Source organism: Trebonia kvetii (assembly GCF_007827045.1).
GTDB classification, from domain to species: domain Bacteria; phylum Actinomycetota; class Actinomycetes; order Streptosporangiales; family Streptosporangiaceae; genus Trebonia; species Trebonia kvetii.
Genome location: NZ_RPFW01000004.1, coordinates 418,546 through 435,266, shown reverse-complemented (window position 1 = coordinate 435,266; position 16,721 = coordinate 418,546). Strand labels below are relative to the sequence as shown.

Sequence of the window (16,721 nt, the reverse complement as noted above, 5' to 3'; positions counted from 1 at the left end):
TGCCGGTCCCAAACACCCGACATTCCCTCACAATCATGCATCTTTCCCCTGGTCAGCGGAGTCGGGGCCGGTCCCCCAGGCCGCCGCGCGATCGGTCAGCCAGCCCGCGGTGGCCGCCAGGCCCTCCAGACGGACGGTGAACAGCACCCGACGCCCCGCCCGACGGCGGGTGACGAGGCGGGCCTCCTCGAGGACCGCCAGGTGCTGCGCGACCGCCTGTCTTGACACCGGGAGGGCCGCCGCAAGCCCGCCGGCGCTCGCGCCTGGCCCGCTGCCGAGCAACTCGAGCAGTTCGCGCCTGCGCGAGTCCGCCAGCGCGGCGAACACCCGCTCCGGGTCAGCGTCGGGTTGTACGGGGGGTCGTCCCTCCTGGCGGTAACTTCTCTGCACGGGTCCGCAGGCCGGCGAGTTCGTACTGCCAGCTCCCCTGGCTGCCCTTCCACTCGTCCTCGCGCAGCGAGTCGGGCAGGTCGAGTTGCGAGAAGCCGCTCTCCACCACCGTGACGCCGAGTTCGTCGCCGACGGGCCGGAGGTAGAACTCGACGAGCGTCGCCCTTCCCGGCGCGGGCTCGGCGCCGCCGAACCTGCTCGCCCAGCGGAACGAGGCGTAACCCTGCGGCTCGACGCGGACGATGTCAATCACGTACGGCCGGACGTCGCCGCTGTAGGTGACCGACACGCGCCCGGGGCCCCGCGCGGGCTCGGCGTCGCTGCCTGGCAGCCACCAGCCGGGGCGGGTCACAAGTTGCCATACCTTGTCCTGAGTCGCACGAATGGTGATCCGCTGTTCGATACGGTCTTCCATGAAACGCCTCCCTCACCCCTGGGCAACAGCGGCCCGAGTCTTGCACAACGCCGCAAAATGGTGCAACTCGACACTTGCAGATGCAGCCAGCCGGTAAATCCCCGCTCCCGCGCCGGTGATGCGCCCCGGGTCAGCCGTACGCGGGTGATGCTGACAATGTGATTAACACGGCCAAAGCCAGCGGCTGCCGGCCGTAAAATCGCCCCTAATGGAAGCTGCGCCCGCGGACACGCTCGCCGGGCGGATGCTCGACGGGCGCTACCACGTCCGCTCGCGTATCGCGCTCGGTGGCATGGCCACCGTCTACCTCGCCACCGACACCCGGCTCGACCGTGAGGTGGCGCTTAAGGTGATGCACGCCGACCTGGCGCGTGACGCCGACTTCGTCGGCCGGTTCATCGGCGAGGCCAAGTCGGTCGCCCGGCTGTCCCACCCGAACATCGTCGGCGTCTACGACCAGGGCTCGGACGGGCACTACCTGTACCTGGCGATGGAGTACGTGCCCGGGCAAACGCTGCGCGCGCTGCTGCGCGAGCGGGGCTGGCTGCCCTGGCAGGAGGCGCTGAACGTCATCGACCCGGTGCTCGCGGGGCTCGCCGCCGCGCACCAGGCCGGGATCGTGCACCGCGACGTCAAGCCGGAGAACGTGCTGCTCACGGCGGACGGCCGGGTCAAGGTCGTGGACTTCGGCCTCGCGCGGGCATCCGCCGCGGTCGGCAACACGCGGGCGGGCATGATCATCGGCTCCGTCGCCTACATCGCGCCAGAACAGGTCACCGGGGCGCCGAGCGACGCGCGCACCGACGTGTACTCGGCGGGCATCATGCTGTTCGAGATGCTCACCGGGCGGCAGCCGTACAGCGGCGAGTCGCCGCTGGCGGTCGCGTACGCGCACGTCAACTCCGACGTTCCCGCGGTCAGCTCGCTTGTCGGCGGGATACCGCCTGGCGTGGACCAGCTGGTAGGCGCGGCGACGAGCAGGGACCCGCAGCGGCGGCCGCCAGACGCGGGCACTTTCCTGCGGGTGACGCGGGCGCTGCGGGGACTTCCCGACCCCGCCGAGTCCGTCTCCGGCGCCTGGCCGACGCCGACGCAGGCGCCAGCCGGCCAGTACCAGGGTCCGTACAACGGGGCCGGCGGCATGGCGGGAGCGGGCAACGGCGCGGGCGGCGGGTCGCACACGATGGTGGTGGGCCCCGGATTCGACGGCTACGAGAGCGCGGGCTACGGCGCGACCACCGGGCGCTATGACGCAGGCTACGGCGGGACCACCGGCGGTTACGACCGCGGCGGCGCTGGCAGGCTCGGCTCGGCCTTCGCCGGGCTGCTGCGCGGCGACGGCGCGGACGGGCCCGGCGTCCACCGCGCGGCGCACGGCGGCGAGCCAGAACCCTTCCTCCAGCGGTGGCTGTTCAGCAGGCGCTTCGTCTACGTGGCGGCCGCCGTCATCGCGCTGCTCCTGTTCGGCGGCGGCGGATGGTGGCTGACCTCAGGCCGGTACGCGCCCGTTCCCGCGGTCGCCAAGATGACGGCGGCGTCGGCCGAGCGGGCACTGGAGCAGGCCGGGTTCCACGTGAAGACCGGGGCCTCGGTGATCGACGACAACGTGCCCGAGGGCGAGGTGATCAGGACATCGCCGTCCGGGCGCGCGCTGCCCGGCGCGACGATCGTGCTCACCATCTCCAAGGGCCCGAAGATGATCGTCATACCGCAGATCCCGTCGGGCGACACGGCCGCGCAGGCCATCGCACTGCTGCGCGGGGCGGGGCTGGCCGTCAACTCGACACCGAAGCAGGTCGGCGTCGCCAGCAACCCGGTGATCGGCCAGGTCGCGGGCACCACGCCGGCCGCGGGTACCTCCGTGCCGGAGAACCAGCCGGTCTCGGTTAACGTGGTCGCCGGTCTCACGCTACCGAACCTGGTCAACCAGGACATCAACAGCATCCAGGCGTGGGCGGGCGCCAACCACATCACCATCGCGCCCACCAATGTCGACAGCGACAAGCCGCAGGGCATCATCGTGTCGCAGTCCATCCCCGCGGGCACTCCGGTGCAGCCTGGCGCGACGACGGTGAACGTCACCGTGTCGAACGGTCCGCCTGAGGTGGCCTTCCAGGACATGCGCGGCCAGCAGTACGACCAGGTCAAGGCGCAGCTCGAGCAGCTCGGCTTCAAGGTTGTCGGCAAGCACTACTTCTTCGGCAACAAGGTGTTCAGCACGTCGCCGTCCGGCCAGGCACCCGCGGGGTCGACGATCACCGTGTACTACGGCGGGTTCTAGCCGGGTGCCGCTCATCGGATCGCACGCGACCACCACGGGCGGGCTCGCGACGGGGGCGCTCGCCTACGCCGCGGCGGTCGAGGCCGAGGTCATCCAGGTCTTCGTGTCCAACCCGCGCGGCTGGGCGGCGGGCCAGGGCGACGCCGCACAGGACGCGCTGCTTCGCGACGCCGATGTTCCGGTGTTCGTGCACGCCACGTACATGATCAACCTCGGGTCAGGCAACCAGGAGGTGGCCGCGAAATCGGCCGACGCGGTGGCGTACGCGCTGCGGCGTGGCGCGGAGATCGGTGCGCGCGGCGTCGTGGTGCACACCGGCTCGGCGGCCGGCTGGGCGCCCGACGATGGCGGCCTGCCGGGCAGCGCCCGCACCGCCGGGGACAGCACCGCCAGGGAACGGGCGCTGCGGCAGATCGGCGAGGCGGTAGTACCGCTGCTCGACAAGCTGGGCGACGACGACCCCGACCTGCTGTTCGAGCCGATGGCCGGGCAGGGGCAGATGCTCTGCGCGGCGGCGGGCGACCTGGCCGAGTACCTGACCGCGGTGGAGTACCACCCGAAGGCTGGCGTCTGCCTCGATACCTGCCATGCCTTCGCCGCCGGCCACGACCTGACGGCGCCAGGCGGAGTGGCCGCGATGCTCGGCGAGGTGTGCGCTGCCGCGGGTCCTGGCCGGGTCAGGCTGGTGCACGCGAACGACTCGCTGCTCGGCTGCGGGTCGCGGCGCGACAGGCACGAGACGATCGGCGCGGGCACGATCGGCACCGAGCCGTTCCGTGCACTGCTCGCCCATCCCGCGCTGGCCGGCGCGCCGTTCGTGGTGGAGACTCCCGGTGGCAAGGCCGGGCACGCCCGGGACATCGCTACCCTGAAGGGACTGCGCGGCGGCGATATGACGAGCCGCGCCGGCTAGAGGGTCGGGGCATACGGGTCGGCCGGAGGAGCTGGGTCAGATGGTTGTTGTGATGACCGCGGACGCGACCGCGTCCGACGTGGATCATGTGGTTGCCGTGGTGCGCGACGCGGGCGGCGAGGCGTTCGTCAGCCGCGGCGAGTCACGGACGATCATCGGGCTCAGCGGCGACATCGAGCGATTCACTGCCACGCTTAACCTGGCCAGCCTGCCCGGCGTGGCCGACGTGGTGCGCATTTCTGTGCCGTACAAGCTGGTCTCACGCGAGCACCGGCGCCAGCGCTCGATCATCAGGGTGGCGGGGGTGCCGATCGGCCCCGACACACTCACCGTGATCGCCGGGCCGTGCGCGGTGGAGACGCCCGAGCAGACCCTGGCGGCCGCGCAGATGGCCCGCGCGGCCGGCGCGTCGCTGCTGCGCGGCGGCGCGTTCAAGCCCCGCTCATCGCCGTATGCCTTCCAGGGGCTCGGCGAGACCGGACTGAAGATCCTCGCCGAGGTCCGCGAGGAGACCGGGCTGCCCATCGTGACCGAGGTCATCGACCAGCGCGACGTGGACCTTGTCTCCAAGTACGCCGACATGCTCCAGGTCGGCACGAGGAACATGCAGAACTTCCCGCTGCTGCAGGCCGTCGGCGCGGCCGGCAAGCCGGTCATGCTCAAACGCGGCATGTCGTCCACCATCGAGGAGTGGCTGATGGCGGCCGAGTACATCGCGCAGCGCGGCAACCTGGACATCGTGCTGTGCGAGCGCGGCATCCGCACGTTCGAGAAGGCGACGCGCAACACCCTGGACATCTCGGCGGTGCCGGTCGCGCAGCGGCTGTCGCACCTGCCGGTGATCGTGGATCCGTCGCACTCCGGCGGCCGCCGCGACCTGGTGCTTCCGCTGTCCCGCGCGGCGATCGCCGTCGGGGCGGACGGCATCATCGTCGACGTCCACCCGCATCCGGAGAGCGCGCTGTGCGACGGGCCGCAAGCGCTCATCGACTCCGACCTGCGGGAGCTGGCCAGCATCGCGCAGCACCTGTCGCCGCTGGTGGGTCGCACCCTCACCCCGGCCCCGGTTGCCGCCCGCGCGTAGCCCCGCCACGCACGTAGCCCCGCCACGCGCGCAGCACGCGACCGTGCGGCGCGCAGCGCCGCACATCGGGGGTACGGGGGTCGCCCCCCGGGAAAATATCGGCTGGCTGACGGCGCGATAAGATGGCGATTTTTGCCATCGCGCCGTCAGTCAGTCAGTCAACCGGCCGGTACTCCTGGGCGCTGGCGGCCAGCTGCTCGGCGAGCTCCGCCACGTCGAGGCGCCCCTCGATCTTGTGCAGGTCGTCGATCTTGGCCCTGGTCTCCGCGCGGCGCGGCGTGAGCAGCGTGCAGCAGTCCTCGTCGGGCAGCTCGGAGATCGCCAGCGTGCCGAGGCGCCGCGCCTCCGCCATGATCTCGGTCTTGTCCCAGCCGAGCAGCGGCCGCAGGATCGGCAGCCGGACCGCATCGTCGAGCGCGGTGATGTTCGGCAGCGTCTGGCTGGACACCTGGCCGAGCGAGTCGCCGGTGACAAGCGCCGAGGCGTGCAGCCGCGCGGCGAACACCTCTGCCGTCTTGAGCATCAGCCGCCGCTGCGCCATCACCTGCAGCCGTCCCGCACCCGAGGTGGCGAGCGACTGCTGCGCCTTGCCGAACGGAACCACGTAAAGCCGCGACGCGCCCTGGAACCGGTCGAGACCGCGGACAAGCGCGTAGGCCTTGTACACCGACTCGGGCCCGGTCAGCGGCATCCCGGAGAAGTGCACGAAGACGCAGCGCAGCCCGCGCTTCATCATCCGGTACGCGGCGACGGGCGAGTCGATGCCGCCCGACATCAGCGCCACCGCGCGGCCGCTCATCCCGACCGGCAGTCCGCCCTGACCCGGCAGGCCCTCGGTGAACACGAAGACCTCGCGCTGGTCAACCTCGATGAAGACCTGGGTGTCCGGGTGCTTGAGCGAAACCGGCAGCCCGTGGACCGCCTGGATCTCGGCGCCGATGCTGGCGTTGAGCTGCTCGGAAGTGACGGGGAAGCGCTTGTCACGGCGCCGCGCCCGCACCGCGAACGCGCCGCTGTCCGCGCTGGTGAGGGCGAGCGCGGCGGCGGTCGCCGCCTCCGGCGTCTTGTCGACGCGCAGCGCACGGCAGATCCGGACGATGCCCGGCACGTCGGCGACCCGCTCCGCCACCCGGTCCACGACCGCGGCGTGCTCCGCCGGCGTCCGGCCGTCGCGGGCCACGCGCAGCACGAGCACCCCCTCGCGCACGGTCAGTTCGGCGGACAGCCCGGCACTGCGCACGGCGCCGCGGACGTTCGCCTGCAGTATCCGCTCGAACTGCTGCCTGTTCCGCCCCTTGAGGAAGATCTCCCCCTGCTTCAGCAGGACGCACGGCTCGCCGACACCCGGCACCGCTGTTCCGGCGGCCGTGACCGCATCGGTGATGGCCATCCCTCCAGTTTGCCAGCATTGCCGCCATGCGGCGGTCCCCGAGCGGCCGCACCAGCAGAAAAAAGAAAATACGGATCCATCCGAACGGGTTCGTGGCTCCGCCTGTCCCCCCGGGTCCCTCTGGGGGCCTCCGGCGCTCCGGCCCACGGGGCACGCTTCGGTCCCGCTCCGGGTCTCCGGCACTTGCGCCCAAGGTCCGCCCGCCGGCGTGGCGGCGCGGATCTCCCGGGTTTCCTTGCCGGCCGGGCCACATGCGATATAACGTGTGCGCGTGAACGTCAACGAGCGCGACGAGATCACCGCTTCAGTCGCTGCCCACGCCGAACTCGGATCGCGGTACGACTCCGCCGTGGCCGAGGGCCTCGTCGAGCGGATCGGCGAGGAGATCGACAAGCGCATCGACGCCCGCCTCGGCGGGCAGCAGGCGCAGGGGAACCGGGCGCCCGCCGCGCCGCCGCGCCGCTCGGCGCCCGCCGCGTACCAGCCGCCGGCCGTGCCCACACCGAGCGGGCCCGACTCGGTGCCGCCGCCAGCCCGCCGCAACAGCGGGCTGAGCGGGATGGTTCTCGGCCTGGGCTCGATGGGCCTCGGCGTCGGCGCGACCGCCGTCGTGGTGAGCCATCACGTTGTCACCTCGGGTGCGGTCGTCATGGTGCTGCTCATCTGGCTCGCGATCACGATCATCAACATCGCGCACTCGCAGCGGAAGTAGCGGGCAGGGAGCGCCTGGCTCGTTGCTGTTTAGCCGTGGTGCGCGGAGAAATTAAATTGCCGCAGGCCGGCGTTGCCGCATAAGCTCAGCTGCTCTCTTGCCTTTCACGAAGGATTTTCGTCATGCTGTGGCGTGCGCCCGCTCGCCGGTATCCAGTGCTCGCCATCCGTGACTTCCGGATCCTGCTGGCCGACCGGCTGCTGGCTCCGTTTTCTGCCGGCTTCTCAATGGTCGGCGTCTCGTTCGCGGTGCTGAACCTGACTGGTTCCACCGCCGACCTGTCGTACGTGCTCGCCGCGCAAATCGCGCCCATGCTGGTGTTCTCGCTGATCAGCGGCGTGTTCGCGGACCGGTTCAAGCCGCAGTGGGTGATCGCGGCGGCGAACGCCTGCATCGTGCTCGGCGAGGGCACGTTCGGCGTGCTGGTGCTGACCGGGCACCCGGCGCTGTGGGCGATGATCGGCCTGGAGACGCTGAGCGGCATCGGCATCGCGCTGTTCTATCCCGCCTCGCAGGCGCTGCTGCCGCAACTGGTGCCTGACGCGCTGCTGCAGGAGGCCAGCTCGATCAGCAGGCTGGCGATGAACACCGGGCAGATGACCGGCGCCGCCGTGGCCGGACTCGTGGTGGCCGCGGCGGGCCCCGGCTGGGCGCTCACGCTGTGCGCGATCGGCATGACCGGCACCATCCCGCTGATGTTCCAGGTGAAGGGCAACGTGCGGCCCGTCCGCGACGTGGCGCACCAGCCGAACATGATCTCCGAGCTGCGCGAGGGCTGGACGGAGTTCCGCTCGCACACCTGGCTGTGGGCCACGGTGATCCAGTTCTGCCTGGTCATGATGGCGTTCAACGGCGGCACCATGGTGCTCGGCCCGGTGGTGGCCAGGACTCACCTCGGCGGGCCCGCCGCGTGGGGCGCGATCACCGCCGCCGACGCGTTCGGCCTGATTGTGGGCGGCCTGATATCGCTGCGGTACACCCCGCGCAGGCCCATGCTGTTCGTGGTGCTGACGGGAGGCACGATGGCGATACCGCCGCTCGCGCTCGCGCTCGTGCTGCCGCTGCCCGCCATCTGCTTCGTCGCCTTCAGCATCGGGGCGCTTGCCGAGGTGATGATGGTGCAGTGGACGGTGCAGATGGCCACCAGGATCCCGGCGGACAAGCTGGCCCGGGTGTCGTCCTACGACGCGCTCGGCTCGATGGCCGCCATGCCGATCGGCGCGCTGGCCGCGGGTCCGCTCGCCGCGGGTATCGGCGTGTCCGCGACCCAGTTCGCCTCCGCCGCGGTGATCGTCGTCGCGTCCGCGTTCACCCTGATCCCGCGGGACATCTGGACGATACGCAACGACGACATCGCCGGCCGTGCCGCGGTGACGGGCAGCGACGCGGCGGTCGATGGCGACCTGGCCGTCCCCGACGCGGTGCTCGGCACCGGCGCTGCGCTCGGCCGCACTGGCGTTATCGCCAGTGCTCAAGCGGGAGCGGACCTCTGCTGACGATGGTCCTGATGGCGAACGTCGACCTCGCCTCGGCGACCGACGGTATCGCCAGCAGCTGGTCGAGCAGCACCCGCTCGTAGCTGGCGAGGTCCGGCACGGCGGCCTCCACCAGGAAGTCGTCGCTGCCGGACACCAGGTAGCAGGCGACAACGGCGGGGATGCCAAGCAGCGCCTCCTCCACCTGTGAGGAGGCCTCGCGGGAGTGCGCCGCGACCTTCAGCCCGATGAACACGGTGAGGCCGAGCCCTGCCTTGGCGCGGCTGACCTCGGCGCGGTAGCCCGCGATGATCCCGTCGGCCTCGAGCGCCCGCACCCGGCGCAGGCAGGCCGACGGTGACAGGCCCACCGCGTCGGCGAGGTCGACGTTGGCCATCCTCCCGTCCCGCTGGAGCTGGGCCACGATGGCACGATCCACCCTGTCTGGGACATGCTCTGACATGTTCCACAGCTTAGACCCCGTGGCGCGCAATTTTATGGCGTTGCAGACCGCCAGCGCGCCCGAAATTTGCCATCGCGTGCGACGCGTTTTGGCGCAGCATGAAGACATGACGCAAGCAACGCTTCCCTCGCCAGCCGCCCGTCCTGACGGGGCGCCGCTGACCACCGGCCGGGGTGCCGCGCTCTACATCGGAGCGCTGTTCGGGCCCGGCCTGCTGCTGCTCCCCGGCCTGGCCGCCGCCGAGGCGGGCCCGGCCTCCGTGCTCGCCTGGGCCGGGCTGCTCGTGCTCTCCGGCCTGTTCGCGGCCGTCTTCTCCGCCCTCGGCCGCCGCTTCACCTCGGCAGGCGGCGTCATCGGGTACGTCGGCGCCGGGCTCGGCGCGCGCGCCGCCACCGTTACCGGCTGGTCGTTCCTGACCGGGGTGGTGGCGGGCGCGCCGGTGGTCTGCCTGATCGGCGCCGGTTACGTCACCGAGCTGACCGGCGGCGGCCGCCCGGAGCGGGCGCTGATCGCCGCGGCGCTGCTGATCGCCGTGCTCGCGCTCGCCGCTGGCGGCCTGCGGACCTCCGCGTACGCGCAGCTCGTGCTCGTCGCGCTGCTGCTCGTCGTGGTGATCGTCGCCGTCGCCGGGTCGGCACCCGCCTCGCACGCGGCCAACTGGACGCCGTTCGCGCCGCACGGCTGGCAGGCGATCGGGCACGCGGCATCCACGCTGATGCTGTCCTTCGTCGGCTGGGAGGCGGTCGCGCCGCTGACGGCGCGGTTCGCCGACCCGGCCAGGCAGCTGCCGCGCGTCGTTGGCATCGCGCTCGCGGTGACGAGCGCCGCCTACCTGGGGCTCGCGATCGCCACGGTCAGCGTGCTCGGCTCAGGTGCGGGGACAAGCGCTCCGCTCGCCGCCCTGCTGCGCACGGCGGTCGGGCCCGCGGGGACCGCGGCGGCCGCGGTCGCGGCCATCGTGCTGACGCTCGGCGCGGTGAACGCCTACGTGACCGGCGCCGCCGCGATGAGCGGCGAACTGGCCCGCCCGACCGGCCAGGCCCGCGCCGGCACGGCTGGCGACTCCGCGACTGAAGGTCCGGCGCGTCCTGCCCCGCGGTTCCTCGCGGCGATCGCCTGCTTCGGGTTCGCGCTGATCGCGCTGTACGGGTTCGGCCTGGCCAGCCCGGCCGCGCTCGTCGCCATCCCAACAACGCTGTTCCTCGTGGTCTACCTCGGCTGCATGACCTCCGCGGTGCGGGTGCTGAGCGGCCGTGCGCGCCTGGCGGCGGCTCCGGCGGCCGTGATCGTCGCGGTCGTGCTCGGCTACTGCGGCTGGGCGCTGCTCGCGGCGCTCGCGGTGGCCCTGGCCAGCTTTCTGGCTCGTCCGCTCATGACCGCGATCAGCCGCCGCGGGCGCGCGGCGGCCGGAGCGGTGCTGGTTTCGCACTCTTCGCGCTTATGCTCGGTTTATCCCTGGCGAGCTGGAATGTCAGACCCTCGGCGTAGCGTTTGTTCCATGAACTTCCCCAAGCGTAATTCCGGTCGCCGCAGCAGACCGGAGTGCGCCGGCCACGCGCGGGAGGCCGGCGAGCAGGAGCGTGACCCCGAGCTAGCGGCCTACATGAGCTGGGTGGCGAGCACCGTCGGCGAGCATGGCTGGGCGATCTCCGGCAGGCACGGCGACCGGGAGGCGCCGCCGTGGGCGTACAGCGTCGGCATGTGGCTGTCGTGCCAGGCGCCGGAGCTTGTGGTGTGCGGACTGCCGGTGGAGATCGCCGCGGCGCTTATCAACGCGATCGGCGCGCGGATCGCCGACGGCGAGCGGTTCGGACCCGGCGACGTGCTCGACGACATCTTCCCGTCAGGCGCTGCCGCGCGCGCCGCCCACCCGGCTGGGCGGGTCATCCGCGGTGTGGTTCCCCAGGGGGATCGCCGCACGGCGCTGCTCACGTTCCGCCCGGTGGAGATCGACTGGCGGGCGCCCGGCCGCCTGCTCGCCATCTCCGACACCTTCTACGGCATGGTCCGGCCCCCGTACCTGCAGGTCGTGTGGTCCGACGGGAACCGGCGCTTCCCCTGGGAGCCGGGCTTCCACGCCGGGTTCGGCGGACTGCAGCCGCTGCTGTGGCTGCCACGCGACGACAACCCGCCCTCGGCGTGGACCCGCCTTGACCAGCTGACCTGAGCCTGTCCGGAGAACCGGCGGAATCGCTTCTGTACAGATTAGACGTGACCATAATGTACGTTAGAGGCATGGAAGTTCCGGTGACCGAGCTGCGAGCGCACCTCAGCGACTGGCTCGACCGAGTACGCGCCGGAGAAGAGGTCATCGTCACCGACCGGGGAGTGCCGGTGGCGAGGCTTCTCGGCATGTCGGCGACCGGCACCCTGCAGCGGCTGGCTGCCGACGGAGTGATCGGCAGGGACCTCTCGGCCCGTCGGCCGTCGGCCACCGGCCGCGGCAGGCCCCGCCCGCTGCGTCCCGTGTCTGACATCGTGAGCGAGCAGCGGGGGTGACTCGTGGCGCTCGTCTACTTCGATTCAAGCGCCCTCGTGAAGCTGGTGGTCGAGGAGGCGGGGAGCCAGCTCGCCGCTGAGCTCTGGGATGCCTGCGACGGCGCGCTGTCGAGCCGCCTTGCCTATCCCGAGGTCCGTGCGGCGCTCGCGGCTTCCGCGCGGAACCACGACCTTGGCGCCGGGGATCTGGTCCGGGCCGAGCAAGCCTGGGAGGAGTTCTGGGCCGCGACGAGGAAGGTGGAGCTGACGGCGGAAGTCGAACAGCGCGCCGGTCATCTCGCCCGTGCTCACGCGCTGCGCGGAGCGGACGCGGTTCACCTGGCAAGCGCACTGGCCGTCGACGACGATGACCTTGTCGTGGCCGTCTGGGACCGCCGCCTGCACGGCGGCGTTCTCGCCTCGGGGATGCGGGTGGCGCCCGCAGGTCTCGATGCGAGCGGCGACTCAACCGTCGCCGTGTCATCGACGTGACAGAGCGCGGCGCCGCACGAGGCGGCGCCGCGCTTGAGCGGGCGGGTCAGACGTTCTTGGCGTAGCTGCGGAATGTGGTCACCGAGATCGCGACCGCGATCAGGGCGAGGGCCAGCAGGCCGCCGCCGCGGACCGCGATGGCCGCCCAGTCGGGGTTGGCGGACAGGGCGTCGCGGCCGATCTGCACCTCCCAGTTCAGCGGGTTGCGCGAGGCGATCGCCTGCATCCAGCCGGGCAGGAATCCCGTCTGCATGAAGGCGCTTGACAGGAACATCAGCGGCAGCATGAAGAACGTGTAGACGCCGATGATCGCCTCACGGGAGCGCAGCAGCATGCCCGTCATGTTGGACAGGCCGCCCCAGAAGATGCCCACCAGGATCGCCGCCGCGGTCAGCACCGCGATGCCGGCCGCGCCGCCCGGGTAGCGGGCGCCCCCGGCGTAGCCGAGCACCACGATGATCAGGGTCTGGATCGTCGTGCCCACCGCCTGCTCCACGACCGAGGCGTTCATGATCGCCAGGCGGCTCGCCGGGGTGACCAGGAACCGGTTCAGGGTCCCCCTGTCGATCTCCTCGATCATCACCATGCCCGCCCACATGTTGCCTGACATGGCGTTCATCGCCACCACGCCGGGGACCAGGTAGGCGAGGAACGAGCCCTGGTAGCCGAAGCCGGGGATGTCGATGACCTTGTGGAACAGCTCACCGAACAGGAACAGCCAGATCGTCGGCTGCGCCACACTGAAGACGAGGACGAACGGCTGGCGGACCAGGGCGCGCAGCTTCCTGCCGGTCAGGTACCAGGTGTCGGAGAGCACGGCGGGGGCCGGAGCAAGCCCCACTCGTGCTGGATTGACGGTTGTCGTGGTCATCGTCCCGCTACCTCCGTCACCCGGGTGGCGTCGCTGTACCGGCGTCCCGCGTAGCGCAGGTACACCTCATCGAGGGAGTCGGTCTCCAGGTCCCGCTTGAGTTCCTCCGGGTCGCCCTCGGCGACCACCCGGCCGCGGTCCACGATGGCGAGCCGGCCGGCCAGCCTGTCCGCCTCGTCGAGGTAATGCGTGGTGAGCAGCACCGTCACCTGGTCCACGGCCGCCAGCGCGGTGATCTCCTCCCACATCGCGGCGCGCGATTCCGGGTCGAGCCCGGTGGTCGGCTCGTCGAGGAACAGCACCGCGGGCCGGTGCATCAGGCCGAGCGCCACGTCGAGGCGGCGCTGCATGCCGCCGGAGTAGGTGCGGACGAACCGGGAGGCCGCATCGGTGAGCCGGAAGCGCTCGAGCAGTTCCGCGGCACGGGCCTTCGCCGCCCCGGTGGACATGCCGTACAGATGTCCCTGCAGGACCAGGTTCTCCCTGCCGGTGGCACTTGGGTCGGCGCCCGAGCGCTGCGCCACCACCCCGATGACCCGGCGGGCCTGGGCCGGTGACGTGCGCACGTCGATGCCCTCCACGGTGGCCGTGCCCTCGTCGGGGGTGGCCAGCGTGGTGAGGATCTTGACGGTGGTGGTCTTGCCCGCGCCGTTCGGGCCGACGACGGCGAAGATGGTGCCGCGGGCGACGCTCAGCGTCAGCCCGTCCAGCGCCCTGATCCGGGTCTTGCCCGGGCCTGGGTAGGTCTTGACAAGGCCCTTGGCCTCGATCGCGTGCATGGTGAGAACACTCCTCGTTGCTATGACTCGTGATCGGTCTCAGTTCCGCGAGGAGGGACCCGGCATACAATCGTGTTGGGCCTCGATGCCGCCGGTTCCCGCCTGGTGCGGAGCTAGTGGTGAGGTTTGCGACCTCGGTTCGCGGTGTTGCAGCACCGTGGACCGGGGTCGTTCGCTATGGGGTGTCGTCGCTGTCCGCGGCCGCCGGCCCCGGCTCTTCCGTCCACCCCCTCTTCGCGAGCTCGTCGAGTTCGGCGAACTCGGCCGGCGGCTCGCCGGTCTCGTGCAGGTGCCGCCAGGCGTCCATGCCGCTGATCGTGCCCGCGACGAGCTCGCCGAGCAGCCCGCGCAGCCAGGCCGCCTGGGCCAGCCGCATGGCGAGCTGGTACTCGCTCTCCACGAGCAGCACCCGTGGCAGCCGCTCGGTCCACAGCGTGAGGTCGGCCTGGTGCTTGGCGTTGTCCTTGTCGAGGGTGGCGAGCCGCGTGGTGAGCAGCCCGATCACCTCATCCGGCGGGAGAATCCCGCCCTCGGACAGCGCCGTGACGAAGCCGCCCTGCTCGTCTTCGGGGACGCTGAGCAGCTCGCCGAGCCAGTCCCGCAGCTCGGCCAGGCCGGCGCCGGTGATCTGGTAGGTGGTGCGTTCGGGCTGGCGGCCCTCCCGCTCGGTCGACGCCGCCTCGATGAACCCGTGCTTCTCCAGGTTCTGCACGACGGTGTAGAGCGAACCCCAGTTGATCTTGAAGTTCTGCTCCTTGCCGCGGACCCGGAGCATCTGGGCCATCTCATACGGGTACATCGGCTTCTGCGCGAGCAGGGACAGCAGCGACAACGCCAGCAGGTTGCCCACCTTGCGCCGCTTAGCCACCGGTCCCGCCCTCCACTGCTCGTCTGCCCGATGCTCGTTGCCAAGTACTCGTACACGAGTACCTTGCATGAGTATAGACACGATGGCACGCGATACACAAGACCTATCGCGAGTGTGAGTACTCCGCGCCGGGGCGCCCGACGGCGACGGGGGGCGGAAAAAGAGCCAGCCGCACCCGTTATGGATGCGGCTGATGGTGACCTTGGCGTTTCGCGACGGTCAGCCGAAGAAGACCTCGGCCTCGGCATAGCGCTCGACCGGGACCAGCTTGAGCTCTCTGGTCGCCTCGATGAGGGGAACGCGGACGATTTCGGTGCCGCGCAGCGCCACCATGTTGCCGAACGCCTCGTCGTGCACGGCCTCGATCGCGTGCAGGCCAAAGCGGGTCGCGAGTACCCGGTCGAATGCGGTCGGGGTGCCGCCGCGCTGGATGTGCCCGAGCACCGTGCAGCGGGCCTCCTTGCCCGTCCGCTTCTCGATCTCGCCGGCCAGGTACTGGCCGACGCCACCGAGCCGGACGTGACCGAACGCGTCGAGCTGCCCTGACTGCAGCGCCAGCTCCTCGTGCTGCGGGTGCGCGCCCTCGGCGACCACCACGATCGGCGCGTAGCGCGTCTGGAAGCGGTGCTCCACGTAGGAGATGACCTTGTCGATGTCGAACGGCCGCTCGGGGATGAGGATGACGTTGGCGCCGCCCGCCAGCCCCGCGTGCAGCGCGATCCAGCCCGCGTGCCTGCCCATGACCTCGACGATCAGCGCCCGGTGGTGACTTTCCGCCGTGGTGTGCAGGCGGTCGATCGCCTCCATCGCGATATTCACCGCGGTGTCAAAGCCGAATGTGTAATCGGTGGCGCCGAGGTCGTTATCGATGGTCTTCGGCACGCCGACCACGGGAATTCCCGCCTCGTTCAGCCGCGCCGCGGCGCCGAGCGTGTCCTCGCCGCCGATCACCACCAGCGCGTCGACGCCGAGGCCAGCCATATTGTCCTTGATGCGCTCGACGCCGGTGCGGCCTGGCCCGCTCTCTTTGAATGGATTGGTCCGCGACGAGCCGAGAATGGTCCCCCCGCGTGGCAGGATGCCCCGCACGGCCGTGATGTCGAGCGGCATCGTGTCCGCCTCGAGCGGTCCGCGCCAGCCATCACGGAAGCCGACCAACTCGATGCCGTAATCCTGGATCCCGCGTCGCACCACGCCGCGGATAACCGCGTTCAGCCCCGGACAGTCGCCGCCCCCGGTAAGGACTCCCACTCGCATACGGCAAAGCCTAGCCGTCAGGAAGAGTCTTGCAATGGCTGCGGGAAAATGCCCGGTAAACAATCGCTCGGGTTACCTCCCGCGGCACAGATAACTGCGTATCCGACTCGGCCGCCCGCAACTGCTCCTTCGCCGCCTTCGCGTAGATGTTGACGTATTCCTGGCCGGACAGCCGCCCGATCTCGGCCATGATCTCGTCGGTGACCGCGCGCAAAGCCTCCCGGTCGGTCTCCCGGCCGTAATACCTGGAGAACTCCATCGGCTTGCCGAAGATCACGCCTGGCCTGATGCCGAACTTCGGGTTGTGCGACCCAGACGGCAGGAACTCGAACGTGTGGATCATGGCGCACGGGACGACAGGCGCGCGGGACTCCAGGGCAAGCCGCGCCACGCCGGTGCGGCCTCGGTAGAGGCGGCCGTCGGGTGACCGGGTGCCCTCCGGGTAGATGCCAAGCACGTTGCCGCCCGCGAGCACCCGCAGGCCCGAGTGAAGTGCCCGCTCGCTGGCCTCGCCGCCGGTCCTGTCGATCGGAATCTGGCCGACTCCGCTGAAGAACGCCCGGCTCGCCAGCCCCTTAATGCCCTTGCCTGTGAAGTACTCGGCCTTGGCCAGGAACACCACCTTGCGCGGCAGTGGCTCCGGGCCGAAGAAGTGGTCGGCGAACGACAGGTGGTTGCTCGCGAGGATGACCGGGCCGTGCCGCGGCACGTTCCTGCGCCCGCGTGACCAGGATCGGAACACCAGCCTCAGCGTGATGCCCAGCGTGTACTTAGCTACCCAGTAGAACACGGATACATCGTCGCACGTCCCCGGAAAACTATGGGACTATGCAAGGGTGTCGTCTATAACACC

Annotated in this window: 17 protein-coding genes; 8 read left to right on the top strand and 9 right to left on the bottom strand. The window is 70.7% G+C overall.

Translation table 11 applies throughout. The annotated features are described in order from the left end of the window. Window positions 1–33: 33 nt before the first annotated feature. On the bottom strand, window positions 34–327 hold the full coding sequence (locus tag EAS64_RS21970) for an ArsR/SmtB family transcription factor (RefSeq protein ID WP_145855579.1): 294 nt from the start codon (window positions 325–327) through the stop codon (window positions 34–36). 10 nt (window positions 328–337) lie between these two features. Further along, a complete protein-coding gene (locus EAS64_RS21965; protein ID WP_145855577.1) occupies window positions 338–805 on the bottom strand; it encodes an SRPBCC family protein in 468 nt (155 codons plus the stop codon). 208 nt (window positions 806–1,013) lie between these two features. On the opposite strand from EAS64_RS21965, the gene EAS64_RS21960 reads away from it, so the two are divergent. From EAS64_RS21960 to aroF, 3 genes are read left to right on the top strand one after another with little or no spacing between them, the layout of a single operon-like run. After that, entirely contained in the window at window positions 1,014–3,086 is a 2,073-nt protein-coding gene (locus tag EAS64_RS21960; protein WP_145855575.1) for a Stk1 family PASTA domain-containing Ser/Thr kinase, read from the top strand. 4 nt (window positions 3,087–3,090) lie between these two features. Further along, window positions 3,091–3,999, top strand: a complete 909-nt coding sequence (locus EAS64_RS21955; protein WP_145855573.1) for a deoxyribonuclease IV — start codon at window positions 3,091–3,093, stop codon at window positions 3,997–3,999. A 40-nt stretch (window positions 4,000–4,039) separates the two neighbouring features. Further along, window positions 4,040–5,083: a 3-deoxy-7-phosphoheptulonate synthase gene (aroF, locus tag EAS64_RS21950; RefSeq protein ID WP_145855571.1), complete on the top strand. Its 1,044-nt coding sequence runs from the start codon at window positions 4,040–4,042 to the stop codon at window positions 5,081–5,083. Between the two features lie 154 nt (window positions 5,084–5,237). Here aroF and thiI read toward each other — a convergent pair whose 3' ends face one another. After that, a complete protein-coding gene (gene thiI / locus EAS64_RS21945; RefSeq protein WP_145855569.1) occupies window positions 5,238–6,473 on the bottom strand; it encodes a tRNA uracil 4-sulfurtransferase ThiI in 1,236 nt (411 codons plus the stop codon). 271 nt (window positions 6,474–6,744) lie between these two features. Here thiI and EAS64_RS21940 point away from each other — a divergent pair, with 271 nt between their 5' ends. Then, window positions 6,745–7,185: a hypothetical protein gene (locus EAS64_RS21940; protein ID WP_145855567.1), complete on the top strand. Its 441-nt coding sequence runs from the start codon at window positions 6,745–6,747 to the stop codon at window positions 7,183–7,185. Window positions 7,186–7,307: 122 nt separating this feature from the next. Continuing rightward, a complete protein-coding gene (locus EAS64_RS21935; RefSeq protein ID WP_145855565.1) occupies window positions 7,308–8,681 on the top strand; it encodes an MFS transporter in 1,374 nt (457 codons plus the stop codon). On the opposite strand, the gene EAS64_RS21930 is transcribed toward EAS64_RS21935, so the two are convergent. Next, window positions 8,644–9,123, bottom strand: a complete 480-nt coding sequence (locus tag EAS64_RS21930; protein ID WP_145855563.1) for an Lrp/AsnC family transcriptional regulator — start codon at window positions 9,121–9,123, stop codon at window positions 8,644–8,646. The two genes, EAS64_RS21935 and EAS64_RS21930, sit on opposite strands and share 38 nt — an antisense overlap. A gap of 106 nt (window positions 9,124–9,229) precedes the next feature. Between EAS64_RS21930 and EAS64_RS21925 the strand changes: the two genes are divergently transcribed. From EAS64_RS21925 to EAS64_RS21915, 3 genes are all read left to right on the top strand, one after another. Further along, window positions 9,230–11,290: an amino acid permease gene (locus tag EAS64_RS21925; protein WP_145855561.1), complete on the top strand. Its 2,061-nt coding sequence runs from the start codon at window positions 9,230–9,232 to the stop codon at window positions 11,288–11,290. 68 nt (window positions 11,291–11,358) lie between these two features. Then, a complete protein-coding gene (locus tag EAS64_RS21920) occupies window positions 11,359–11,622 on the top strand; it encodes a type II toxin-antitoxin system Phd/YefM family antitoxin (RefSeq protein WP_222849500.1) in 264 nt (87 codons plus the stop codon). A 3-nt stretch (window positions 11,623–11,625) separates the two neighbouring features. Then, window positions 11,626–12,093 carry a type II toxin-antitoxin system VapC family toxin gene (locus tag EAS64_RS21915; protein WP_145855558.1) on the top strand — a complete coding sequence of 156 codons (468 nt, stop codon included), beginning with the start codon at window positions 11,626–11,628 and terminating at the stop codon, window positions 12,091–12,093. 46 nt (window positions 12,094–12,139) lie between these two features. Here the strand turns inward: EAS64_RS21915 and EAS64_RS21910 are convergent, their stop codons facing one another. From EAS64_RS21910 to EAS64_RS21890, 5 genes are all read right to left on the bottom strand, one after another. Then, window positions 12,140–12,964: an ABC transporter permease gene (locus tag EAS64_RS21910; protein WP_145855556.1), complete on the bottom strand. Its 825-nt coding sequence runs from the start codon at window positions 12,962–12,964 to the stop codon at window positions 12,140–12,142. Then, complete coding sequence (locus tag EAS64_RS21905) at window positions 12,961–13,743, bottom strand: ABC transporter ATP-binding protein (RefSeq protein ID WP_145855555.1); 783 nt, start codon at window positions 13,741–13,743, stop codon at window positions 12,961–12,963. The genes EAS64_RS21910 and EAS64_RS21905 overlap by 4 nt, the downstream gene beginning before the upstream one ends. A 175-nt stretch (window positions 13,744–13,918) precedes the next feature. Beyond that, on the bottom strand, window positions 13,919–14,611 hold the full coding sequence (locus EAS64_RS21900) for a PadR family transcriptional regulator (protein ID WP_145855553.1): 693 nt from the start codon (window positions 14,609–14,611) through the stop codon (window positions 13,919–13,921). 219 nt (window positions 14,612–14,830) lie between these two features. Further along, on the bottom strand, window positions 14,831–15,868 hold the full coding sequence (locus EAS64_RS21895; protein WP_145855552.1) for a 6-phosphofructokinase: 1,038 nt from the start codon (window positions 15,866–15,868) through the stop codon (window positions 14,831–14,833). Window positions 15,869–15,878: 10 nt separating this feature from the next. After that, the gene (locus tag EAS64_RS21890) at window positions 15,879–16,658 is read right to left on the bottom strand and encodes a lysophospholipid acyltransferase family protein (RefSeq protein WP_145855550.1); all 780 of its coding nucleotides are present in this window, start codon (window positions 16,656–16,658) and stop codon (window positions 15,879–15,881) included. Window positions 16,659–16,721 lie beyond the last annotated feature (63 nt).

Coding starts and splice junctions, on each gene's coding strand:
- thiI (WP_145855569.1), bottom strand. CDS start 6,473: ATGGCCATCACCGATGCGGTCACGGCCGCCGGAACAGCGGTGCCGGGT.
- EAS64_RS21960 (WP_145855575.1), top strand. CDS start 1,014: ATGGAAGCTGCGCCCGCGGACACGCTCGCCGGGCGGATGCTCGACGGG.
- EAS64_RS21895 (WP_145855552.1), bottom strand. CDS start 15,868: ATGCGAGTGGGAGTCCTTACCGGGGGCGGCGACTGTCCGGGGCTGAAC.
- EAS64_RS21930 (WP_145855563.1), bottom strand. CDS start 9,123: ATGTCAGAGCATGTCCCAGACAGGGTGGATCGTGCCATCGTGGCCCAG.
- EAS64_RS21920 (WP_222849500.1), top strand. CDS start 11,359: ATGGAAGTTCCGGTGACCGAGCTGCGAGCGCACCTCAGCGACTGGCTC.
- EAS64_RS21910 (WP_145855556.1), bottom strand. CDS start 12,964: ATGACCACGACAACCGTCAATCCAGCACGAGTGGGGCTTGCTCCGGCC.
- aroF (WP_145855571.1), top strand. CDS start 4,040: ATGGTTGTTGTGATGACCGCGGACGCGACCGCGTCCGACGTGGATCAT.
- EAS64_RS21905 (WP_145855555.1), bottom strand. CDS start 13,743: ATGCACGCGATCGAGGCCAAGGGCCTTGTCAAGACCTACCCAGGCCCG.
- EAS64_RS21965 (WP_145855577.1), bottom strand. CDS start 805: ATGGAAGACCGTATCGAACAGCGGATCACCATTCGTGCGACTCAGGAC.
- EAS64_RS21935 (WP_145855565.1), top strand. CDS start 7,308: ATGCTGTGGCGTGCGCCCGCTCGCCGGTATCCAGTGCTCGCCATCCGT.
- EAS64_RS21925 (WP_145855561.1), top strand. CDS start 9,230: ATGACGCAAGCAACGCTTCCCTCGCCAGCCGCCCGTCCTGACGGGGCG.